11 protein-coding genes and 1 CRISPR repeat array (1 of these 12 only partly in view) are annotated in these 22,819 nt (G+C 70.7%); all 11 genes read right to left on the bottom strand.

All coding sequences use genetic code 11. The features are described from left to right. Window positions 1–4,192: direct repeats of the CRISPR family, unit length 29 nt; unit sequence GGGTGGATCCCCGCGGGTGCGGGGGAGAC; it reaches 1,327 nt to the left of the window's first position. A gap of 97 nt (window positions 4,193–4,289) precedes the next feature. Genes cas2e through drmD form a run of 11 tightly spaced genes read right to left on the bottom strand, consistent with a single transcriptional unit; the run spans window position 4,290 to window position 22,662 of the window. After that, on the bottom strand, window positions 4,290–4,619 hold the full coding sequence (cas2e, locus tag MF610_RS04575) for a type I-E CRISPR-associated endoribonuclease Cas2e (protein WP_242193153.1): 330 nt from the start codon (window positions 4,617–4,619) through the stop codon (window positions 4,290–4,292). Continuing rightward, entirely contained in the window at window positions 4,619–5,521 is a 903-nt protein-coding gene (gene cas1e / locus MF610_RS04570) for a type I-E CRISPR-associated endonuclease Cas1e (protein WP_242193151.1), read from the bottom strand. Before cas1e ends, cas2e begins: the two co-directional genes overlap by 1 nt. Then, window positions 5,521–6,288 (bottom strand): type I-E CRISPR-associated protein Cas6/Cse3/CasE, encoded by a 768-nt coding sequence (locus tag MF610_RS04565; protein WP_242193149.1) that lies wholly within the window; start codon window positions 6,286–6,288, stop codon window positions 5,521–5,523. The genes cas1e and MF610_RS04565 overlap by 1 nt, the downstream gene beginning before the upstream one ends. After that, the gene (gene cas5e, locus MF610_RS04560) at window positions 6,285–7,016 is read right to left on the bottom strand and encodes a type I-E CRISPR-associated protein Cas5/CasD (RefSeq protein WP_242193146.1); all 732 of its coding nucleotides are present in this window, start codon (window positions 7,014–7,016) and stop codon (window positions 6,285–6,287) included. Before cas5e ends, MF610_RS04565 begins: the two co-directional genes overlap by 4 nt. Beyond that, window positions 7,013–8,227, bottom strand: a complete 1,215-nt coding sequence (gene cas7e / locus MF610_RS04555; protein WP_242193143.1) for a type I-E CRISPR-associated protein Cas7/Cse4/CasC — start codon at window positions 8,225–8,227, stop codon at window positions 7,013–7,015. The genes cas5e and cas7e overlap by 4 nt, the downstream gene beginning before the upstream one ends. 18 nt (window positions 8,228–8,245) lie before the next feature. Further along, entirely contained in the window at window positions 8,246–8,779 is a 534-nt protein-coding gene (gene casB / locus MF610_RS04550; protein WP_242193134.1) for a type I-E CRISPR-associated protein Cse2/CasB, read from the bottom strand. After that, window positions 8,769–10,307, bottom strand: coding sequence for a hypothetical protein (locus tag MF610_RS04545; protein ID WP_242193132.1), 1,539 nt, complete (start codon window positions 10,305–10,307; stop codon window positions 8,769–8,771). Before MF610_RS04545 ends, casB begins: the two co-directional genes overlap by 11 nt. 22 nt (window positions 10,308–10,329) lie before the next feature. Further along, a complete protein-coding gene (gene drmB, locus MF610_RS04540) occupies window positions 10,330–12,192 on the bottom strand; it encodes a DUF1998 domain-containing protein (protein WP_242193129.1) in 1,863 nt (620 codons plus the stop codon). After that, the gene (drmA, locus tag MF610_RS04535) at window positions 12,189–15,629 is read right to left on the bottom strand and encodes a DISARM system helicase DrmA (protein ID WP_242193127.1); all 3,441 of its coding nucleotides are present in this window, start codon (window positions 15,627–15,629) and stop codon (window positions 12,189–12,191) included. The genes drmB and drmA overlap by 4 nt, the downstream gene beginning before the upstream one ends. After that, a complete protein-coding gene (locus tag MF610_RS04530; RefSeq protein ID WP_242193125.1) occupies window positions 15,626–19,465 on the bottom strand; it encodes an Eco57I restriction-modification methylase domain-containing protein in 3,840 nt (1,279 codons plus the stop codon). The genes drmA and MF610_RS04530 overlap by 4 nt, the downstream gene beginning before the upstream one ends. Beyond that, window positions 19,462–22,662, bottom strand: a complete 3,201-nt coding sequence (drmD, locus tag MF610_RS04525; RefSeq protein ID WP_242193123.1) for a DISARM system SNF2-like helicase DrmD — start codon at window positions 22,660–22,662, stop codon at window positions 19,462–19,464. The genes MF610_RS04530 and drmD overlap by 4 nt, the downstream gene beginning before the upstream one ends. Between the last annotated feature and the right edge of the window lie 157 nt (window positions 22,663–22,819).

Raw genomic sequence — 22,819 nt, 5'->3', positions numbered from 1 at the left:
GCAGCCGTCTGGCTCGGGTGGATCCCCGCGGGTGCGGGGGAGACCCTTCGGCCAAGCGGTTCTGATACCCGGTGGCGGGTGGATCCCCGCGGGTGCGGGGGAGACCCGCGCTACGCAAAGCCAAGTATCGCGGCCCGGGGTGGATCCCCGCGGGTGCGGGGGAGACGGGGATTCGTTCCACGCGAAGGACAGCGCGCCGGGTGGATCCCCGCGGGTGCGGGGGAGACACCCTTCGCCCATGCGGTCGCGACGGCGATCAGGGTGGATCCCCGCGGGTGCGGGGGAGACGCCCTCAAACTGCCCCATAAGACCAAAGGCCAGGGTGGATCCCCGCGGGTGCGGGGGAGACTCGCTCCGCGCATCGACGCGCCGCCGCAATCAGGGTGGATCCCCGCGGGTGCGGGGGAGACAAAGCCGCCTGGTCATCGCCTTTCACCGTGCGGGGTGGATCCCCGCGGGTGCGGGGGAGACGGAGTATGAGGACGCCGCCGCCGGCATGCTCAAGGTGGATCCCCGCGGGTGCGGGGGAGACTCCTGCTGCTGCTGCCATTCCTTGAAAGGCTCGGGTGGATCCCCGCGGGTGCGGGGGAGACGGGATCGTGATTTCGGTGTCCTTGCGGATGACGGGTGGATCCCCGCGGGTGCGGGGGAGACTAGATGGACGCGCGCACGCCGATTTCGCGGAAGGGTGGATCCCCGCGGGTGCGGGGGAGACGGTGGACAGCAGGCCGGTGCGGCTGGTGTTCAGGGTGGATCCCCGCGGGTGCGGGGGAGACCCGCCCCACAGTGCGACGATCAGGTCGGCATAGGGTGGATCCCCGCGGGTGCGGGGGAGACCGCGACCGATCCTTGCCCCCTCGCGCATCATTGGGTGGATCCCCGCGGGTGCGGGGGAGACGCCAATCTGCGAATTGCTGGCGACTTTGGCTGGGGTGGATCCCCGCGGGTGCGGGGGAGACGCCGATTGCGGCGGTGGCGGCGGCCAGCTTGCGGGTGGATCCCCGCGGGTGCGGGGGAGACTCGCACGGCGCAGCTGGTGGCGCTGATGGAAAGGGTGGATCCCCGCGGGTGCGGGGGAGACCCTTAGAATTTGATGCAGGCCAGCAGCGCGACGGGTGGATCCCCGCGGGTGCGGGGGAGACATGTCCGAGCAACGCATCAAGCGGCCCGTTTCGGGTGGATCCCCGCGGGTGCGGGGGAGACTCTGCCTGCGTGATGATGCGATACCGCTGCTCGGGTGGATCCCCGCGGGTGCGGGGGAGACGGGCGCAGATGCACTCGTCCTGCTCTTCGAACGGGTGGATCCCCGCGGGTGCGGGGGAGACCCGGACAGCAGTGTGATGGTCCCCGACAGAGGGGGTGGATCCCCGCGGGTGCGGGGGAGACATCGCCACCGCCCTGCCCGACCACGCCGGCAAGGGTGGATCCCCGCGGGTGCGGGGGAGACGTCGTCTATATTCAGCGTGCGCACGATGGCGTGGGTGGATCCCCGCGGGTGCGGGGGAGACGCTGAAACCGAACCTGGCATCGGGATGACGGCGGGTGGATCCCCGCGGGTGCGGGGGAGACGAGACGGGGTGGATGGTGCATCGGCGTACCAGGGGTGGATCCCCGCGGGTGCGGGGGAGACCAAGGTGCGCGGCTGATGCGCTGGCTTCCCCTGGGTGGATCCCCGCGGGTGCGGGGGAGACATCGCGGATGGTCAGGTCGCCGCCGAGGCTCGCGGTGGATCCCCGCGGGTGCGGGGGAGACGTCCATGCGCGTGACCGCAAATGTCCTCGTTTGGGTGGATCCCCGCGGGTGCGGGGGAGACCCCGATACGGCGCCCGCTTGGCCGCCGAAACGGGGTGGATCCCCGCGGGTGCGGGGGAGACCATGTCGAGCAGCAGCGACCGGTCGAGCACCGGGGTGGATCCCCGCGGGTGCGGGGGAGACCGACGGGTGCCGGCCTGCGCGTAGCGCGACAGGGGTGGATCCCCGCGGGTGCGGGGGAGACTGGTCTGGATTGCCTTCGGTCCGAAGGGGCTGGGGTGGATCCCCGCGGGTGCGGGGGAGACTGACATCAGCCCCGCCCCGGCACGGTACCGAGGGGTGGATCCCCGCGGGTGCGGGGGAGACCGGCACGCGTCGCGAAAGGGATTGAGGATCGAGGGTGGATCCCCGCGGGTGCGGGGGAGACTGGCGAACGCAAGGCTGTGCGCGTCTAGGTCGGGGTGGATCCCCGCGGGTGCGGGGGAGACACTCCGTCTCGTCGTCAACATACTCGAACGGGGGGTGGATCCCCGCAGGTGCGGGGGAGACGACGTGCCGCCAGCCGCGACGGTGCCTGACCCGGGTGGATCCCCGCGGGTGCGGGGGAGACGCGTGGACCTTTCGCCTAGCGATGACCGTGTGGGGTGGATCCCCGCGGGTGCGGGGGAGACTCAAGGTCGTGCTGGCGGACGGCGAGAACCAAGGGTGGATCCCCGCGGGTGCGGGGGAGACGACCACGACGTCGCGACACCGACACTATCCCCGGGTGGATCCCCGCGGGTGCGGGGGAGACTGATGATCGCGACTGGATCGGAGCCGCGATAGGGGTGGATCCCCGCGGGTGCGGGGGAGACGTGAACTCGCCCGTCAAATCGCTCCAAGCGGCGGGTGGATCCCCGCGGGTGCGGGGGAGACGTCGCCGCGACGAGCTGCTGCGTGTGGGCGATGGGTGGATCCCCGCGGGTGCGGGGGAGACCAATGCGGCACGTGGGGCCAGCGCGACCGCGATGGTGGATCCCCGCGGGTGCGGGGGAGACAACGCGGGAAATAGCGCGCAGAACGCGGTGATGGGTGGATCCCCGCGGGTGCGGGGGAGACCGCGCCCGCCGGGATGGGCACAGCCAAGATCAGGGTGGATCCCCGCGGGTGCGGGGGAGACGCGCAGGTCGATGCGGTGACCGATGCTATGCGGGGTGGATCCCCGCGGGTGCGGGGGAGACATCGTCAGGCCGATCCGCTTGCAGCCCGAAGCGGGTGGATCCCCGCGGGTGCGGGGGAGACTAGGCTTCATCGTACAGCGTGGACGGCGGGAAGGGTGGATCCCCGCGGGTGCGGGGGAGACGCGGACCCGCTGCGCTTGGCCGTAAAATTAACGGGTGGATCCCCGCGGGTGCGGGGGAGACCAACGGCACCATGGGCATGTCGCTGCGGGACTGGGTGGATCCCCGCGGGTGCGGGGGAGACCTTTGCGATCGTGCCGGCATCCATCAGGACCAGGGTGGATCCCCGCGGGTGCGGGGGAGACACCGCCACAGGGTTCCTGTGGCTGAAAACTCAGGGTGGATCCCCGCGGGTGCGGGGGAGACCACTAGTCCGTCACCTATCCCCATTCCGATTGGGGTGGATCCCCGCGGGTGCGGGGGAGACTTGAACTCGATACCGTGGCGGATAAACCCGCCGGGTGGATCCCCGCGGGTGCGGGGGAGACTCGCTCAAACAATAGCCCCGACCAGCCAGCAGGGGTGGATCCCCGCGGGTGCGGGGGAGACTGCCGACAGCGCGGTGTTGGCCACGGACTGCAGGGTGGATCCCCGCGGGTGCGGGGGAGACGTTCCGAAAACATCGGAATGGATGACAAGGACGGGTGGATCCCCGCGGGTGCGGGGGAGACCGCACCGTGCCCACGATGCCGTTGATGGTCTGGGGTGGATCCCCGCGGGTGCGGGGGAGACGCTTGGCCTTGCGGATATTGAGGATGGACATTGGGTGGATCCCCGCGGGTGCGGGGGAGACCGTGTGATACGCAGATGCGACCGGCCGACGTCGGGTGGATCCCCGCGGGTGCGGGGGAGACTTCGGCGTCCGGTGGACCTATCGCCACGACCGGGGTGGATCCCCGCGGGTGCGGGGGAGACTGCGACGTGCTCTGCTGCAGCGCCAGCTCGAGGGGTGGATCCCCGCGGGTGCGGGGGAGACGCGGGGCCGCCGCCCAAACCGTCGGATGCGGGGGGTGGATCCCCGCGGGTGCGGGGGAGACGCCGGGGGACGGAACCGGCATTGGCATTCAGGGGGTGGATCCCCGCGGGTGCGGGGGAGACGTGGCGCTGTAGGCTTCGGCAAGAGCGTGGCGGGGTGGATCCCCGCGGGTGCGGGGGAGACTGACGCGCTGCTCGACAAGCTCGCTGGTGTCGGGGTGGATCCCCGCGGGTGCGGGGGAGACTCTTGGGATTAAGATGTTCAACTTGTTTGGATTGTTGGTAACGGCCTTGCATCCGTCAATTTCTTTACGATTTCAAAGACACGCCTGCAACGCTGCTTCAGCCGGTTGGCTGCTGCGGGCCGTTGCGGGAGGAGAGGGCGCGGCGGACGAGGAGGATTCCGTCGTGCGATACGACGTCTTTCGGCGGTTCGCCGAGCACCGACAGGCCGAGTCCGCCGGCAGACGAAGGTTCGGCCCAGCACATCACGATGCTGCCCCGGCGCAGGCGGGCGTGCCATTCCTCGACCACCGTCCAGATGCGGCCACGCACGCCGGCACTCATCCGCGGCTGGGCATAGACGCCGGGCGCCAGTTCGAGCATCGCCGAGCCGAGAAAGCCGCGATAGCGGTCCTCCACGTCGCGGGTGATGACGACCGTCAGCGGCATCAGGTCGCCACCCCCGCACCGGTGTCCGCCGCAACCGCCTCTCCGGGCATCAGCAGCGTCTTGATCCGGTCGATCATGCCCGGGATCACGCTGCGCTGGCGGAACAGCAGCGCCGCGCGTTTCCGCACCAGCCGTTCGATCGGGGCGGCACCCCGCCCGCGCGCCTCGCGCACCGCACCGAAGGCGATGTCGAGCAGCACGTCGTGGCGGTACAGGTCGGCGATATCGAGGACGAAACTCTGCCCCGAATCCTCGTGCACGAAGCCTAGCTGCGGGATGGCGCCGGTCGCCGCCACCGCGACCGCCGCCGCGGCGGTCATTGCCGATCCGGCATGGTTGATCGCCTGGTTCGCGAGGTCGCCGCCTTCCGGATTTTCGCGGTCGTAGCGGCGCCCGTTCCACACGATGCCATGGCGTTCGGCGGCCATGACATAGGCACGCTTGATCCGCGCGCCCTCCTGCCCGCGCAGCACGGTGATGTCGCGCGTCCGCACGATCTGTCCGAAGCGCATCGCATACATCGCCCGCGCGGTTTCCATGCGGAGCTTCGGGTCGGACCAGCGCCGTACCTGCGCGCGGGCCAGCGCCGAACTGTCCGGCATCAGCGGCGGCGCGGTGTAGAAGCGGACCGCGCCGTCACCGATCGCCGCCAGCGCACAGCCATGCCGCGCCAGCAGCCGGAGCGCGTCGTGCGTCACGCTGGACCCCGGTCCCAGCAGCACGATCGAGATCGCATGGTAGGGAATCTGGTAATCGCCCGCGCCCAGCGCCCCGCCACCGGCGGTCACGAAGCGCAGGCAGCCATCCTCCACCTCCAGCCGCCCCCGGTCGAGCCAGACCAGCCCCTGCCGGTCGGCATGGGGGATGCGGGCCTTTTCGAGGCCGAGGCGCCCCGACAACATTATCCGCGGGCGGGCGGGGCGAGCAGCAACATGCCATAGCCGAAGGCGCTATGACGCCCGATGCCCTTGGCCAGCAGCGTGGCAAAGGCGGCGGGATCGGCGATGGTCAGCGTCCCGCCGATCAGCGCGTCGGGCCCTTCGACCCGCTGGGTGCGCCGTCCTTCGCTGCGGTGGGTGTTGCGCAGGGTGCGGGTGCGGCGGAAGTGCCGCAGATCGGTATGGTCGAGGGTTGCGGCATCGGCGAGGCGTTTCGCGAGCCAGTGGATATAGACCGCCTCCCGATCGACCGTATCGGGGTCGCCACCAGCCAGTTCGGCCCGTTCGCGTGCGGCGGTGTGGGCGTCGATCTCTCCGGCGCCTTGCAGCCAGCCGCCGGCACGGTCGTTGCGCGCGGCGCGCACGCTCTTGCCGAAGCGGACGACGGGGCGCACCCGCACCTCGAAGCCATAGCGCGCGCCCTCGCGCCACGTTTCCGGCATGGTTCGTAGACCGGGTTCGCCTCCGAACACGGCATCCACAGCAGCATCGGCCGGCGGCAGCGCGGCAGCGTCGTCGAACGCGGCCCGATCCTCGACATAGCCCAGCAGATGCGGTCCCGATTCATGGTCGGGGAGGAAGCGGAACGGACGCGGCGCGGCATCGCCGAAGCGGGCGGTGAGCGCGGCGTGGAGCGCATAGCCGAAATCGTCGTCGCTTAGCCGTCGCGCCACCGCGAAGGATGCGAGTGCGCGGACATGGATGCCGATACGGATGAGGTGCAGTGTCATGGCGTCACCTGCGGCCAGTCGAGCCGGCCATGGACCACGCGGCGGAGGCCCGCATGGACCCCGGCGGGCCAGTGGCGTTCGTCGGTCAGTTCCGCCGTTTGCGCACCGTGGGTCACCACCGCGCCAGTCGGTTCGCCGAAGGGCCATTGCGCGCGGATCGCGGCGGGGCGGGCAAGATCGATCCTTTCGAACCCCAGCGTCAGCGCGTCGAGGATCGTGTCCGCTTCGACCACCGCCAGAAGCAGCGGACGCGACGGCACGAACGGCTTGCGCCCGAGGAAGAGCGGGCGTTCGGGGCGGATCAGCGCCGCAGCCAGCGCGTCGAGATCGGGCGCGGCGTCCGCCGGTTCGAGCCGGCAGGCAATCAGCACGCGGGCGTCGGCGTCCATGTCGCGGTAGCGGATGTGCGGCGATTTATAAGTGTCGGCACCGCCCGCGCGGCCCTCCACCCGGCCGCGCGTGGTCCAGCCGCGATCGTTCGCGCCCAGCTGCGCGGTCTGGAACTCGCGCTCACGCCGTCCTTCGCCGACCCGCGCCGATCCGATCGTCAGCCGCGCCTGCAACGCGGCATGGGCATCGGCGTCATGGCGTTCCCAGCCGAGCGCGTTGGCGAACAGCCCGGCAACCATCGATTTCGCCGGGAAGTCGCGCACCACGCCATACGCATCGACCAGATCGCCGCCGAAGCTCATCAACGGCGCGTCGCAATCGAGCAGCAGGTGTTTCACGCCCGCGCGTCCCGGACGACTTGGCCCGCCCAGGCGGCGAGTTCGCGCAGGCTGCCATTGGCGACTTCCGGTACGGCCATGTCGGGCAAGGCAGCGAGGCGGCGGGCCTCGCCGGTTTCGTACATCGTGTCGAGGTCGTGCAGGTGCTTAGTCATCGCCTGCGCCGTGCGGTGACCGAGCGAACGGTTGGAGGTGCGATCCTCCGTCGCGATCGCGTCCCGAAAGGCGTTGGCGAGGGTGCGCGGCTGGCGGTCGCCCGCCTCGACCAGCACCAGTTCGGCGCGACTGTACGGCGCAGTCGAGCCCTTCTTTGCGCCGGGCGAGATTTCGGCGACGAGGTGGACGAGATGCTCGACGACCTGCGCAGCAAGCGCGCGGTCGTGATCGCCGGTCCAGTCTTTGCGGTCGCAGCCGGTCAGGTTCGATACCAGCAGCGGCACGTCGACGACGACATAGCCGTAATAGAGGCCGGAGGTCAGTTCGGTGTCGAAGACGCCTGCCGCACCGGCATCGTCGCCCTGTTCCTTGTCGCGCAGGTCGTCGACGACGGTGAAATAGTCGGTTTCGGTCTGGAGCGCATGGACGGTGAAGGCATGGGCGACATGGATCGCGGCGTCGCGGTTCGCGCGGGTGTCGCTGGTGACCATGCGGCCGAACAGCGCGGCCTCCAGCGAGGCGGCCAGCAGATTCTGGTCGCGCAACTGGTTCAGATTGTTCTTCTGTTCCTTGACCCAGACTTCGGCGGCGGCCTTTACGCCCGCCGCGCTGCCGCTTTCGGCGAGCAGGCGTTCGGCTTCCTCGCGCAGCCAGTTCAGTTCGGGTCGACCGAACAGCAGTGCCTGACGCTGCTGCTTGTCCTTGGCATTCTTGCCGTAGAATTTGGTGATGAACGCTTCCTCGACCGCGTCGATCATGTCCTTGTCGAACCGGGCGCGCAGCGGCCCGGTGACTTCGCGCTCGATGGCCTGTTTCGAGCGGAGGCCCTCGACACCGTTCTGCTTGGCCAGTTCGTGCAGTGCGCGCGGATCGTCGGCCATGCGCCAATGGCGTTTCAGGCATTGCGACGACACGCGCGTCCGGGTCGCGGTGCCGAAGGGCAGGCGCTTGGCGAGGCCGGCATCGTCGCGGTTGAGCAACGCACCCGGCCATGCGGCGAGGAAATGGATCTGGATAAATTTCGGCACGATGCCGTCGGTTGCGGTGGTCGTCATGCGGAATCCCCCTTAGTTCTATTTCGCCTGCGCGGCGTAATAATGCCGCGCCATGCGCAGCCGGGCGGCGTCGGATTTGACCGGATCGCCGCCCAGCAGGTGATAGATGTCCCACAGGTTCACCGGCTGACGTTCCCGCGACAGAATGCGGACGGCGAGCGCCAGCTGACCGCCCAGCGCCTCCCCCCGGCTGGCGAGCAGCCGCAGCAGGCGTTTTTCCGAAAAGCCAGCTTCGAACAGCGCCGCCCCGACCCCGCGCCGTTCGTCATGCGGATAGAGCGCGGCGGTGCCCGACAGCAGCCCGGCGAAATGGCCGATCAGGCGCAACCGGGTCCAGTCGTCCCTGACCCGCAACTCCGGCACGTCCGCCCGGAGCAGCATCTTGATCGCGACCGCATCGGCGCCCGGCGACCTGGTCAGCTCCATCCGACGCAGCGCCGCGCGGTCGCCGCTCGACATGCCATGCGTCTGGCGCGAGATCGACGTCATCCAGTCGTCGGGCTTCTCAGCGGTCGTGGGGTCCGCGTTCGCGGCGGCGGGGTTACTCGCCATATTCGGCATCCTCGACCCATTTCTTCATTTCATAGTGGAGTAGCGATCCGGCGCGGGCGCGGGCCGGGATACGGCGGACTTCGGTACCCGGTGCCGCTTCGGCGGCCACGTCGAAGACGTCGCGGGCGATGTCGCGCAGCGTGATCCGCCAGGCCATGCGCGGATTGTCGGTCACGCCCGACACCTCGTCCCAGAAGGGGGCATCGAAGAAGATGCCGTCGACCGCGTCGTTGAAGCGGGCGAGCCAGCGTTCGGTCTTCTTCTTGGCGGAATCGTCGTCCAATCGGGCGCGTTCGGGGCCGCCCTGTACCAGTGAGATCAGCGCGCGGCTGAGGCGGCGGCTGGCCTCGAACCCTTCGTCGGCGCGTTTGCGGGCGACTTCGCCGATGCGTTCGATCGCGATCGGGCGAACATCGGTGTCGCGGCGCGCGCCATGGGTGCGGATGGTGCGGCGGTGCAGCCCCTCGGTCTTGCCCTGCCCCCGCACCAGCGCCGCCGCGACGATCGACAGGCCGTCAGGGGCGTCGGCCGGGTCGGCATAGGCGAGCGGGGGGAGCGTGATCTTGGTCTTGTCGAGCAGGTTCGCCATCTGGCGATAGCCGAAGCCCGCGCCGGTCGGGGTGTGGCTGGTCGATCCGTCGGCCTTCATCGGCGCCCATGGGTCGCGCGTGCGGCCTTTCAACTCGCTGGCCGCGACGCGGGGGGCCTTCGACCCGGCCGTCAGCGCCTCGATGCCGGTCGACGTGCGGCGCAGGCGGACCCGGCGGCAGATTTCGACATAGAGTTCGTCGAGCTTGTCATAGTCGAGCGGCAAGGCGCCGTCCCATGGCACGGTCCACAGCAGCGGGGTGCCGGTGCGGCGGTTCGGGCGCGCGCGGGCGTCGGCGAGCAGGCGCTCGACGTCGCGGCGGAACGCGTGGCCCGCGCCGCCCGCCGGCCGGATGCCGAGGCTCATGCGGGTGGCGAACCCGCCATTCATCCGCGAGATGCCGTAGTTGCCGGCGCCGAGAAAGCCTTCGGTCGTTTGCAGCGTCACCAGCGCGAACAGCCAGTGTTCGTCGCCCGCGCCGACCATCCGCGCTTGCTTCAGGTCGTGATTCTTGGCGGTCACCAGCATGTCGAGCGTGTCGGGGGTGGGCAGGCGGTTCTTGTACGCGGCCTTGTCGGCGGGGGTGGCCGTCGGCGGCTGGAGCAAAGCGGGTTTCGACCAGTCGTCGACGACCAGCTCCCACGCCTCGGGCGTGTCGGGGGTGAGGGCGAGCAGCAGGTCGCGCCATGCGGCTTCGCCGGTCGGGAGCGTGTCGGTACCGGCGTGGATCAGCGCGAGCGCGGCGACCTGTACGGTGAAGGCGTGCCACGGCTCGCGCTGATGCGGACGGAGCGCGGGGAAGCTGTGCGCCTGTCCGCCCGCCAGCGCCGCGAACGCTGCGAACAGGGTGCCGCGATGGGTGTCGCCCGCTTCGTCCTGCCAACCGATCATGTGCCCCTCCGCCATGTGCAGGGGAGCGCGATCGGCGGCGTCGGTCAAGCCCGGCAGGGGACTTATACGATCAACCACCGAACAGCGCTGCGGCATCGGTCAGGATCGTCGGCGCGGTGAGCGCGCGGTCGAGGTAGAGGTTGCGCGCCTCGCACGACGTTTCGGCGACCAGCAGGCAGCTGTGGCAGGCGGCACCGCTCAGCGCGCGCTCGTCGACATGGGCGTCGGGATCGTGTTCGGCGCAGATCGGGTCGCCCGAACACAGCGCCAGCCGGTCTAGCGCGCGCTCGGCGATGGCGCCGAGGCGAGGCAGGACGGCGACGAGCCCGCCCAGCGTGCCCTGCGAGCCGGTCGAGGCGGTGTAGAGCAGCAGGCCGTAGCGCGGGCCGTCTTCGTCGACGACGGCGTAGAGGCGTTCCTTGAGCGCGGTGGCGGGGTAGCCGCAGTCGAGCGCGATCTCGTTCATCAGCGCGTGGCTGAAGCCGTGCATCGCGTAATAGGCGAGGTTGGGGAAGCGCAGCTTGTCGGCATGCGCCTGCGTCGCGCTCCAGCGTTCCCAGCCATTGTAGAGTGCCTCGCCGCGGGCGGCGACGGCGGGGCGGGAGAGCCACGCGGCGATGGCGGCGGCGTCGAAGCGCAGGAAGATGCCTTCGCCGAGTTGCTCGACCGCGGGCAGCCATTCGAGGTCGTTGGCGAGCGCCGCGCCCTCGACCGCGATGTGCAGTTCCTCCAGATCGCCGTCGATCGCGGTGGGGGCGGCTTCGAAGCGGGTGAAGCCGTAGAGGCAGGCGACCTCGCGCAGGCGGTGGACCGCGACGGCGCACGCGATCGGCGACAGGCGGGGGCGGTCGCCGTCCCACTGGTCGCGCGTGAGGGTGCGGGCGAACAGGCGGGCGTCGGGAGTGTCGGCGCCGATTTCGGGGAGGCCGGAGGCGAGCAGGTCGAATTCGGCGACCTTGGGTGCCTTGGCGAGCGTCAGGTGGCCGGTGGCGCGGAGCTGGGCCACGCGCGCGACGATCTCCGCATCGCTCCATCCTTCCAGTGCGGCGCGCAAGGGTGGGTTGGCGCGGCGGGCGATCGCCATTTCCGCTTCGGTGGTGACCCAGTCGATCGCGTCCAACTGCGCCTCGACCAGGCGGGTCAGTTCGTCTTCGGCGGCGGGGAGCGAGATGACGGTTAGCACCTGCGGAAAATAGGCGTTGGTCGCGGTGCGCGTGAGGAAGCGCAGGTTTTCGCCGCAGTCGACCGGCTCGTCGCGGTTGAGCCAGGGGCGGCGGCCGCGGCACTTGCCGAAGCGGCCATCGGCCTGCGCATCGCGCAGCGACAGCGCCGCACCGCAGCCGCAGACGATGCGGGTCGAGGCCGGATCACCCGACGTGCCGCGCTCTTCCAGCCACAGCGGCTGGACGCAGCGGCTGCCCATGTCGACATGGACGGCATAGCCCCAGTCGATGTCCTGCAAATGCCCCTTGTGACAGCCGGCGACGAAGCGGATCGGGGTGACGGGCAGGCGGCGGTCGTCCTCGTCGACGAAATCGGCCCGGCCGCGCGGGTTCAAATCCTGCCAGCGGACCAGCCGGCGGCGGCGGATGTCGCCCGCGGCCTCGCCCTCGCGTGCCACGAACCATGCCGGGAAGATGCGCGCCTCGATCCCCGGCGGCTCGGCCGTCGCGGTGCGCCCCTCGTCATGCGCGGGCGGGGTGCGCAGCGTCAGGCGGACGTCGTCGCCCAGCCGGTGGGTGGCGCGCAGCAGCGTTTCCAGCACCGCGACGGCACGCGGTTCGTGAATCGTGCGCCAGCTGCCGCGTTCGCGCATGTGCCACAGGTCGAGCCCGCCGACGACCACCGACCGCGTCGGCAGGTCGACCATCGCGCCGGGGCCGAAGCCGAACACCAGCTGCGACTGGCGCAGGGTGATGCGCTTGTTGCTCATGCCATGTCTCCCGCGCCGGTCACTTTTTCGCCACCCGGTCCGCGCGGCTTGACCAGCACGCCGGGTTCGACGTCGCGCATGCTCCACCCCGCCTGAAACCGGCGGTGCGCGGGGGAGAGGTTGTCGAGCACCGGGTCGAGCGGCGGGTTGAGTAGCCGTTGCGGCCGGTCGTCGTAGCTGAAGCGCCCACCGGCCTGCACCTGTTCGTCGGCGATCGCGATCCAGTCGTCGAGCAGGCCGTCGATCGTCGCCGCCAGCCGGTCGCGCCCGCCGTCGATGCCGGGCGGGGCGCGATCGACCAGATGCGCGACCACCGCCGCGCGGGTGGCAGGCGCGTTCGCCAGCGCCGCGACCGCAGCCGAAGGCGTGAGCGCCGGGTCGAGGTGGCGGGCGATCGCCACCACCACGGCGGCCAGCGACCGGTCGAGCGCGCGCGCCGACCATGGCGTCACGCTGGTCGCCTCCACCGCGCGGTAGAAGGTGTCGTGGAAATGGGTGAATTGTTCATAGTGCATCCGGTCGCGCGGGCGGTGGATGTTGAGGACGACCGCCACCAGCCCGGGTCGTGCCGGGTTGCGCCCGACGCGGCTGGTCGCCTGGATATATTCCGCCGCCGTCTTGGGCTGGCCCTGCACCAGCATCAGCCCGAGCCGGTCGATGTCGAGCCCGACCGAGATCATGTTGGTCGCCAGCGCCACGTCGACCGGTTCGGCTTCGGTGTCATCGAAGCGTGCCTCCAGCCGGCGCTTGGCCGCCGCAACCTGATCGGTCGATACGCGCGAGGTCAGTTCGACCGGCTCGCGCAGCGTCCGGTTGCCGAAGGGCTGGTCGACGGGCTCGATCCGCCGCCGCCGGTCGCCATAGTCGGCGAGGCGGGCGGCGACCTCGTCCTCGACGATGCGCCGCGCACCGCCCAGTTCGCGCAGCGCGTTGAAATAACAGAGCGCGGTGCGATAGGCGTCGGCATCGCCGTCGCTATCCGCCAGCCCCTGCGCCGCACCGAGCAGCGTCACCAGCGCCTGCAAGAACACCAGTTTCGGCCCGCGTCCCGATGCGGCGATGCCGACATACCAGCGTGCAGGATCGGCGGCGCTTTCGGGCCGGGTCTGCGCGAAGAAGCTGTCGCGGCGGTCGATGCCGGGCGGCGGGAAGATATGGGTCGCGTCGCGATCGAACAGCGCGCGGATCTGGTCGCGGGCGCGGCGGACGGTGGCGGTGGAGGCGACGATCTTCGGCCGGATGCGGTGACCGGTGACGGTGCGTGACGCGAGGCCGTCGATCGCCGCTTCATACAGCCCGGCGACGGTGCCCAGAGGACCGGAGATCAGGTGCAGTTCGTCCTGCACCACGAGGTCGGGCGACGACAGGCGGTGGCCGTTGTCGAGCGGACGTCCGCGCCCCGGCTCCGCCGCGCCATAGAAACCGTCCTCGTCGGCGCGGTCGACATGGCCGAAGAAGGCGCCCGCCGCGCCGTTCCACGGCAGCGCGGCGAATTTGTCGACGGTGGCGATCAGGAAGGCGGGCAGCCGGCGATAGATCGCCTCGTCCACCGTCACCACCGGCAGGGCGCGGTCGCCGGTGAAGGGACAGACATGGTTGACGCAGCGCAGTTCGAGGTTGGTCGGCGCATCGGCATTGGGCACGCAGCGAAAGCTCTGCGGGGTGAAGGCGGTGCCGCACCATGGACACGCCTTGATCGGGGCGGGCGCGCGCGTGTCGCGCCCGATCGTATAGGCGCGGACGCGGCGGACGGCGGTGCCCTCGCTGCGGTCGCCGCGGCGGCCCAGCCGGTTCGGGCTGGCGTCGGAGCCGACCCACAGTCCGATCTCGATCGGCCAGTCGCCGAGCAGCGGGCGACCGGCGTCGTCGCGATAGTCCGACCCGGTGCGCAGCAGTTCGAGCGCGCAGACCAGCCCAGCGGCACGTCCGAGCTGGTCGAGCGTCAGCAGCCGCAGCGTGTAGCGCATGACGACCGCGACCCCGGCGCCCAGCACCCCGCTGGCACGCAGCCGGCGCAGCGCGATGGTGAAGGCGGCGAGGCCGAGATACGCCTCGGTCTTGCCGCCGCCGGTCGGGAAGAACAGCAGGTCGGCGGCGTCGCGATCGGGGTGGGTCGGATCGGCCATGCCCGACAGGTTGAGCAGCAGGAACGCCAGCTGGAACGGGCGCCATGCCGGGGTGGTGTCGGACGGGCGGCGGGCGCGGGTGGCATCGGCGACCGCGCGGTTGGCGATGGCGAAGGCGGTGCGGACGCTCGCGTCGTTGGCGAGCAGAGCGATACCGGACGCGATGCGGGTACACGCTTCGTACTGCGCGGCGATCAGCGTGGCGGCGGTGCGGGCGCGTTGCGGGGCGTCGGCGACGCTGGCGGCGGCGGCGTGCTGGTCCGACGACCATGTGCGGTAGGCGGCGACCAGTGGGGTGAGGGCGGCATGTAGCGCTGTGCCGTCGTCGGCCAGCGCGGCGAGGAGGTCCATGCCGAATTCGGTACCGGCGACCGGAGCGGCGACGGTGCGTTCGACGGCGGCGTGGGGCAGGTGGGTGGTGTGGACCCGGCGGACCGTGCCATCGGGATCGGCGACATGGCCGGTCGCGCAACCTAAGCCCACCGCATAGGCGGCGACGTCGCGATAATGCAGGTCGGCGAGCTGATCGTCCCAGTCGTCGCGGGCGATGCGCGACAGGTCGTGCTGCGCGACGAAGCCGTCGTCGCAGCCGAGCGACAGGCGCACCTGATAGGCATGGGCGAGGTCGCGGTAGCGCGGGGCGGGCTCCAGCCGTTTGTTGACAAGGAACACCGTCACGACCTGCACATGGCGGACGGTGCCGCTGGCGAGGCGCAGCGCGAAGGGGCGCGCGCGCACCGCGAGTTCGAGCGCGCCGCCGGGCCGGGCGGTCGCCGCCGATCCGGGGATCGCCGTCCGTTCGATCCCCGCTTCGTCGGCGGGAATGTCGAGGGTCAGCGTTGCGCTGCGTGGGATGCGGCGCCAGCCGACCGGGCCGCCATGCGGATCGCCGCCGCCGTCGAGTATCTCGGGGGGCAGCGGCGGTTCGGGGACGTAATCGCCCCAGTCGACCGTGACGTCGAGGGTGCGGACGCCCGGTGCGACCATTGCCGACAGGCCGATGGTACTGGGCAGGAAGCGGCGGCGCGCAGGCGGCGTGTCGGGTTCGTCATGATCGCCCGCCGCGCCGCCCGCGCCGAAGCCTTCGTCGGTCAGGAAGCCGTCGATCTCGTCCCATTCCGCTTCCTCGGCGGCGGGGGCGTCGGTGGTCAGCTCGCCCGACGGGGCGATGAAGCCCGCCAGATACCAGCGCGATGGTGCCTCCCCCGGCGGCAGGCGTTCGGTGGCGAGGTCGGCGTCCTCCTCGCCCGGCCCGATCAGGTTGCGCCGCAGCCGCGCCACCATCTCGCTGCGCACCTGTGTGGCGTTCATCGCATCAGCTCCTGTCGTGCGCGTTCTTCGTTGAGCAACAGCAACCGCCCGAGCGCCGCGTCGCGCAGCGGCGCGGGCCAGAACAGGCGGTTGCGGTAACGGTGGTCGTCTTCTTCGACTTCATCGAGGAAGACGGCGGTGGCCTGTTCGGCGAGGTCGTCCCAGCCGTACGCCGTCAGCACCGCGCGATCGATCGCGTCGTGCAGCGTGCGCAACCGCGCGATGTCGGGGGCGGTGTCGCCCTTGCGGTGGAAACGGTTGTAGGTCGGGGTCATGCCCTGTCCACTCACGATCATCAGGTCGGCGCGGTGGTCGTGATAGGCTTGGCCGGCGGCATCGAGCACGGGGGCGTCGTCGAGGCCGGGGGGCAGGGGGAAGGTTTCGAAACAGTCGGACGGGGTGTAGCGGAGGTCGTCTTTCATCGACGACGCGAAGAAGCGCGCCCAGACTTCGTGGACGCGCGATTGCAGTGTGGCGAAGGCGGCGTGGGAGGCGAGGGCGAAGACGGTCAACTGCTTGCTGGGCAAAAGCGACGTCGGTAGCCGGGCGATCGCAAGGTGCGGGGAGACGCAGGGGCAGCACAGGAACGTTGCCAACGGCGCCAGCGCCGCCCGCATTTCGGGACGGTCGCGAAGATATTTCCACCAGTGGCGCTTTGCGATCGGATCGGCCTGTTTCAGCCGTTCCGGCTTCACGCGATCCTCGACGATCCGCAGCAAGGGTGCCGCTTGCTCGCGCGCTTCCTCCAGCGTCAGGTCGTTGAGCCAGATCGCGAACCGTTCGTTCCCGGGCACGACCGCCGACATCAGTTCGTCACCGCCGACCAGCGGACCGACGAAGCGCGCCTGATCGGGATACCGAATAGTCAGCGCGGCCAGATCGTGCAGCGAGCAGGATTTGCCTTTCCCCGCGAGTTGATCGTCGAACAGGAAACCCTGGCCGAGAAGGTCGAAGCCCTTGAACGACAGACGGGCGTTCTGCCGCAATCGAGCGGGCGAACGGTCGAGATGGCCTTCGACTAGGTAGGCCGAAATGCGCTCGACCGCGCGATCGTCGAGATGCGGGATCATGTCGGCCCCGCCGGGCGACTTGCCGACGAACACCTGTGCCACGACGACGGCGGCATCGCCTTCCCAGCGATGGCGACTGATCGCGCGGAAGATGACGCCGCCTTCCTCGACGATCCGTTGCAGGCCGGTTTCGCGCGTGTCGCCTTGCCGGATGCTGTTGGTCGCGATAAGTCCGAACGCACCGCCGGGGCGCAGGAGCGAGAACGCCCGCCGAAAGAAGTGTGCGGAAAGATCGGCGTTGCCGTGCGTGCCGGCATGCATCGTCTTGAGCCAGTCGGGATAGGTCTGGACGTGACCTGCCAGCACGGTGTCGCGTCCGGCGAAGGGCGGGTTGCCGACGATCGCGTCGAAGCCAGGATTGGGGCGGGCGAAGACGTCCTCGAATTCCAGCTCCCAATGGAACGGGCGTATGCCGATCGGGGCGGCGTGCAATGCGTCCTGCCATGCCGACAATTGCGTCCAGCTGGCGGTGCTGGGCGCGAGGACGCATTGCTGTACTTCGGCCAGCAGCAGCGCGCGGTCGCGGACCTTGGCGCCGGTGAAGAACGACCACAGGATCGCATCGGCGACCAGATGCGCGCGGGCGAGCGCGGTGGTGGCTGCCAGGTGACGGCGTTCCTGCGCGGCATAGGGCGCGATCTCCGCCTCGTGCCGCATCAGCCGGCGCAGTTCGGCGGCGGCGTCGATGCCGTCGCGCACGATCGCCTCGACGAAGCTGTGCTGGCCCGACACCTTGTCCCACGTCACCGCGACGATCTTGGGATTGGGCAGGCCGACCAGGCTGTCGCCACAGCGCAGCACCGCGTCGAGGAAGGTGAATTCGTGCGCGCTCGCCAGCGTTTCCAGCCATAGCGACAGCTTGGCGAGGTCGATGGCCAGCGGATTGCGGTCGACGCCGCGCAGGCAATGCTGTGCCACCAGCCGCTTGGCGTGGAGCAGTTCGTCCTCGTCCGCCGGGATCGTCGGGCGCTGGGCGGGCCAGCGGGTCCAGGCGGCGACCAGCCGTTCGCCCAGCTGGCGGCACGCCTCGACCAGGAACGCGCCCGACCCGGCGGCGGGGTCGCAGACTTTCAGGTCGAGGATGTCGGCGGGGCCGGCGTCGGGGCCGAGCCGGGCGAAGGCGGGGGCCAGGGCGTGGGTCACGATCGGGCCGGTGAGGGCGCGGGGGGTATAGTGGCTGCCGGTGCGGCGACGCTCGTCGGTCGGTTGCAGTATCGGGGTGCCCGCCCCGACCGGCATGGCACGGGGGCAGGCGCGCGGGTCGGCGACCGGAGCCAGCGCGGTCGCGAGGTCGGCTGCGTCGGTGGCGGTGCGCAGCGCCTTCGACACCGCGGCCGGCCATGCGCTGCGCCCGGTATCGGTCTTCAGCCGCTTTTCGCGGTCCTTGTCCGCGACGTTCGCCAGCGCGGACAGGTCGACCCAGACCGGCACCTTGTTGCCCTTGCCCGCGCGGATCGCGAGCATCGGACCGGCGGCGCGTTCGGCGGTGAAGCCCATGACGGTTTCGTAGACCGAGCCGATCTGTTCGACGCTCAAGGAGCGATAGGCGATGCGTTCGCCGCGGTCCATCAACAGCCCGTCGAGGACGCGCAGCACGCAGCCGTCGCCGACCGGCAGCACGGTTTCGGGATCGCTTGAGCCATCGCGGCCGAGCAGGAAGGGAAAGGCATGTTCGCTGAACAACTTGCCGCCGCGTGCCTGCATGAACCCCGACGGATCGCCGCGATCGACCAGCCGGAACAGCGCCAGCAACCGGCCCCAGCTCCCACGCCGTTCGTCCATCGTGTCGGGATAGAGCGCGGCATCGTCGCGCAGCCGCAGGTGGAGCGCGCCCAGCGCATATCCCTGTTCGTACAGCGCCGCCGCCGTACCGCCCGGCGTCGAGGGCATCAGCGCGCGATCCTCGGCATAGAGGATGAAGATCAGGCGCAGCAGGACGGTCAGCAGCCCTTCGTAGAGATGCTGCGGCCGTTCCTCCGCAAGGGCGCGGATACGCTGCGGATCGGCGGCGTCGAGGCCGCGGAGCAGTTCGTGGAGGCTGGCAAGCACCTGTCCGGCGAGGCGCGACGACACGTCGGCCTGCGCCGCGCGGCTTTCGGCCAGCAGCGCGGGCAGGCGGTGCGACGGTGGGCCGGTGAACAGTGCGTGCGCGTCGAGCAGCAGTTTGAGGCCGGCGAGCATCGTGCGACCGCTCGTTTCGGTGAGCGCGGCGAGCGGCCAGCTCATATGCCCCGACACCTCGCCGCGCGGGGCGACGACCAGCCGCAGGACGGGCTCGCTGTCCGCGCCCTCGCGCCGCCCGGTCTCGCGCGCGCCGACGATCACCCCGGCGCCGACGCCGGTTTCACGCAGCAGCCGCTCGAAGCGTTGCTGCGCGGTCGCTTCCCATCCGTCCAGCGTACCACGCCGGTCGAGGATCAGCCCCGGCGTTTCGATCCGCACCAGCAGCATGGGCGTGCCGTCGGCGGCCAGCACTGCCCAATGCGGTTCGAGCAATAGCTCCTGTTCGGGAAAGGCGATGCGCAGCGTGTCGGCAAGCGGCGGACCGCCCGGCGCCCCCGCCACGCGGGTCGCGATCCAGCCCAGCACGTCGCGGAAGAAGGGCCAGCGATCGTCCTGCGCCAGCGCCGCCGCGACCGCGCTGCCATCGGCGGCACTCTGCGGCGTGACCCACGCGCCGATGCGGGTCAGCGCGGCGGGGGCGACGACCAGCCCGACCGGTTGCAGATAGCCGATCCAGTCGTGTGGGCCGGGACCGTCGCTCATGCCGCGGGCCATAGATAGACGAGGCCGATCGGTTCGATCCGGCTGGCATGGACCCGCGCGGCGGCGCGCAGCCGTTCGGGTTCACGGACCAGTTCGTCGTCGAGCCGGGTGGCGGTGCGCTCCCACGACCGGCGATCCGCCGCACGTTGCCGTTCCTCGGCGGAATCGAGCAGCAGGTCGAGCTGGGTGTCGTCGCCGCGGCGTTCGCGCTGGATGCGGGCGATGCGCTGCCTGAGCAGCGTTTCGAGGCCGTGCGCTTCGGCAGCGGCCCGGCGGATCAGTTCGGTGGCGACCTTCGCCAGTCGTGCCTCGGCGCGTTCGGTCAGGATCGGGCGCAGATCGGCGACGTCGCGGGTGGCGCCGGCGGTGGCGTGGCGGATCGTGTCGGGATCGGCATCCTGCGCATCGCGCAATGCGGCGAGCAGTTCGTCGAGGACGCGTGCCTCCGCCTCACGCCCCTCGGCCAATGCGCGCAGCGGCGCATCGTTGGCGTCACGCGGGCGCCAGTCGGCGGCGACGCTCAGCACCTCCTCATGCAGCCGTGCGGCCTGTTCGCCATAGAGCGCGAGGCGCCCGAGCAGGACGACGCGCGGGGCGGCGGTGGTCGCGGTGCGGATGACGCAGCTGCGCTCCAGCCCCTGCCGGAACCCCGCCGACAGGAACCGTCCGAGCAGTCGCCGCACCAGCCGGTGTTCGAGGTGGAGCTGCACCACCCCGCCGGCATCGCGCCCGTCGGGCAGGATCGCGGGGGCGAAGCTGACCTGTCGCACCGCCGCGTCGGTGCTGGCGCGCCAGTCATGGGGACGCTCGCCGGGGCGGGCGGGGCGGGCGCGCAGGTCGTCGAGCAGCGGCGTCCAGCTGGGGTCGCCGGCGAAGCATGTGGTATCGAGCGCGAAGACCGGGGTGTCGCCGACCGCGGCGGGCATGGTCCATTCGCCGCCGGCCCGCTCCAGCGCGAGCGCGACGACCGACTGCAACTCGTCCGGATCGACGCCGACCCGCGCGCGTGCCCGTTCCAGCGCCTGTGCCAGATCGGCCTGTTCGCGCCGCAGCCGCGCCAGCCGCGCATCGGCACCGTCGTCGAGGTCGCGGACGGCGGCGGCGACCTGTGCATCGGCCTGTGCCGAACGGATGCGATCGGCGATGTCGCGGGCCGACGCGCGGTCAATGCCGTTCGCCAGTCGCCCGGCGATGCGGTCACCCAGCACTTGCCCCGCCGATCCCAGCTGCCGCCGGATCAGTTCGGTCTTGCGCACCAGCGCGTCGAGCACGACGTCCTCTGGCCGCTCGGAATATACGAAATAGCGGCAGGTGACGGTGTCGGCCGGTTGCAGCTTGCGGTCGATCCGCCCGTTGCGCTGCTCCAGCCGCGACGGGTTCCATGGCAGGTCGACATGGATCAGGTCATGGCATTGCGATTGCAGGTTGATGCCTTCGCGCGCGGCATCGGTGCAGATCAGGATGCGCAAGGGGTCGGCGGGATCGTTGAACGCGCGTTTGATCGCGTCGCGCCGTTCGGTCGAGGTAATGCCGGTGAAGCTGTCGACTCGCCGTGCCTCGTGCGGATCAGCGGGGTCGAGCAGGACCGACAGCTGTCGCTGCAACCAGCGGCGGGTGTCCTCATATTCGGTGAAGAGGATCAGCCGGCGGTCGCGCCAGCGCCCTTCGCCATCGAGCAGATGCGTCGTCGCCCAGTCGAGCAGCCAGCGGACCCGCGCATCGGGGGCGCTGCGCGCGGCATCGGCATGGGCGAGCATCGCCAGCACTTGGTCGCGTTCGGCGGCGAGCTGGCGGGGCAAGGCACCAGCGGCGCCGTCGATCGCGGCGGCTTCGGCGCGGGCGGCGTCGCGCTGGGCCAGCCGGTCGAGTGCGGCATCCTCTTCGGCGATCGTGTCGGGGGCGTCGGGCAGGTCGAGCGTGGCGGAGGCGGCGGCGACACCGGCGATGGCGCGGTCGATCCCGGCCAGATGCACCCGTAGCGTCCGGGCGAAGGCGGCGACCGACGACAGCAATCGCTGCTGCAACCCGACGAACGCCAGCCGCGCCCGCGCCGCCTGTGCCGGGGGCAGCGCGGCGATGCGGGTCTCGCGCAGGGTACGATAGCCGGCGAGCATCGCCGCCAGCACCAGTTCGGGCGTGTCGTCGGGCAGGCCGTCCAGCACCACGGGCTCGACGACCCGTTCAGGGAAGCGTTCGCCCAACGCGCGCAGGTCGCTTTTCAGGCGGCGGACCATGACCGGTTCGAGATCGGCGGGGCGCACCTGTACGCCGCGGGTGAAGCGTTGCGGGTCGAGCAGTTCGAGCAGCGTCGCGAAGCTGTTGGGATGGCCGTTGTGCGGCGTCGCAGACAGGAACAGGCGATGTTCGAAGCGATCGGACAGGTCGCGCAGGCCCCGTGTGAACTGGCTTTCGATCGCATAGCGTCCGCTGCCTGCCGGGGCGGCGTGATGCGCTTCGTCGAGGATCAGCAGCGAGCGCGCGCGAAAATCCTCCAGCACGTCGCGCAGGCCGGCGACGTAATTCTCGTCGCCGAGCAGCCGGTGCGACAGGATGAAGCGCGACCCCGCCGCCCATGGGTTCGCGCCATAGCCGCGGCGGCGGCGGAGTTGTTCGAGGTGGCGGGCATCGACGATCTCGAAGGCGAGGCCGAACTTGCTCTGCAACTCGTCGCGCCACTGTCCGGTCATCGCCGCCGGGGCCAGCACGACGGTATAGTCGACCCGGCGACGCAACAGCAGCTCGCGCAGCACCAGCCCGGCCTCGACCGTCTTGCCCAGCCCGACATCGTCGGCGATCAGCAGGTTGACGCGCGGCAGGCGCAGCGCCTTGCGCAAGGGCAACAGCTGATAGGGATCAAGGCGGATGCCGGCGCGGAACGGCGCCTGGAACAGGTCGCGTTCGGCGGCGGTCGCGGTACGCCAGCGCACGGTGCGCAGATAGGCGGAAAAGGTCGCCGCATCGCCGCCGCCGGCACCCCCTTCGGTGCCGAGCGTCGCCCATGCCTCCTCGTCGTGGAGCCGGGCATCGACCTCCGCGCTCCACAGGATGCGCGCGTCCTCGCCGCTGGCATCGTCGTCGATACAGGCGAGGCGGTGGCCGTCGAACGGGCCGTCGGGCTGCGCCTCGACCATCCACAGCCGGCCGCGCAGCGACACGAACTGGCCGACGCCCGGCTGGGGCATGCGGATGCTGGCCATGGTGTGTCCCCTCCCTTGCCCGGCAGGGTGGGGGGGAGGGGGTGGGTGTGCCAACGGGGTACTGACTCCGCTTTGCTCGACGTGGGTGGCGGACGTGATCCGTTTTGGATGTATCGGGTGTTGACGTGTGGCTTGTCGGGTCGGTGCGCCGCGCTAG

The sequence above is a fragment of the Sphingomonas hankookensis genome, assembly GCF_022664465.1.
In the GTDB taxonomy this organism is placed as follows: Bacteria; Pseudomonadota; Alphaproteobacteria; order Sphingomonadales; family Sphingomonadaceae; genus Sphingomonas; species Sphingomonas hankookensis.
This window is presented reverse-complemented; position numbering and strand designations above follow the sequence as displayed.

Bases quoted from the DNA above. Each gene is read 5' to 3' on its own strand.
- cas2e (WP_242193153.1), bottom strand. From the start codon at position 4,619: ATGCCGCTGACGGTCGTCATCACCCGCGACGTGGAGGACCGCTATCGC.
- cas1e (WP_242193151.1), bottom strand. From the start codon at position 5,521: ATGTTGTCGGGGCGCCTCGGCCTCGAAAAGGCCCGCATCCCCCATGCC.
- MF610_RS04565 (WP_242193149.1), bottom strand. From the start codon at position 6,288: ATGACACTGCACCTCATCCGTATCGGCATCCATGTCCGCGCACTCGCA.
- cas7e (WP_242193143.1), bottom strand. From the start codon at position 8,227: ATGACGACCACCGCAACCGACGGCATCGTGCCGAAATTTATCCAGATC.
- casB (WP_242193134.1), bottom strand. From the start codon at position 8,779: ATGGCGAGTAACCCCGCCGCCGCGAACGCGGACCCCACGACCGCTGAG.
- drmB (WP_242193129.1), bottom strand. From the start codon at position 12,192: ATGAGCAACAAGCGCATCACCCTGCGCCAGTCGCAGCTGGTGTTCGGC.
- drmA (WP_242193127.1), bottom strand. From the start codon at position 15,629: ATGAACGCCACACAGGTGCGCAGCGAGATGGTGGCGCGGCTGCGGCGC.
- MF610_RS04530 (WP_242193125.1), bottom strand. From the start codon at position 19,465: ATGAGCGACGGTCCCGGCCCACACGACTGGATCGGCTATCTGCAACCG.
- drmD (WP_242193123.1), bottom strand. From the start codon at position 22,662: ATGGCCAGCATCCGCATGCCCCAGCCGGGCGTCGGCCAGTTCGTGTCG.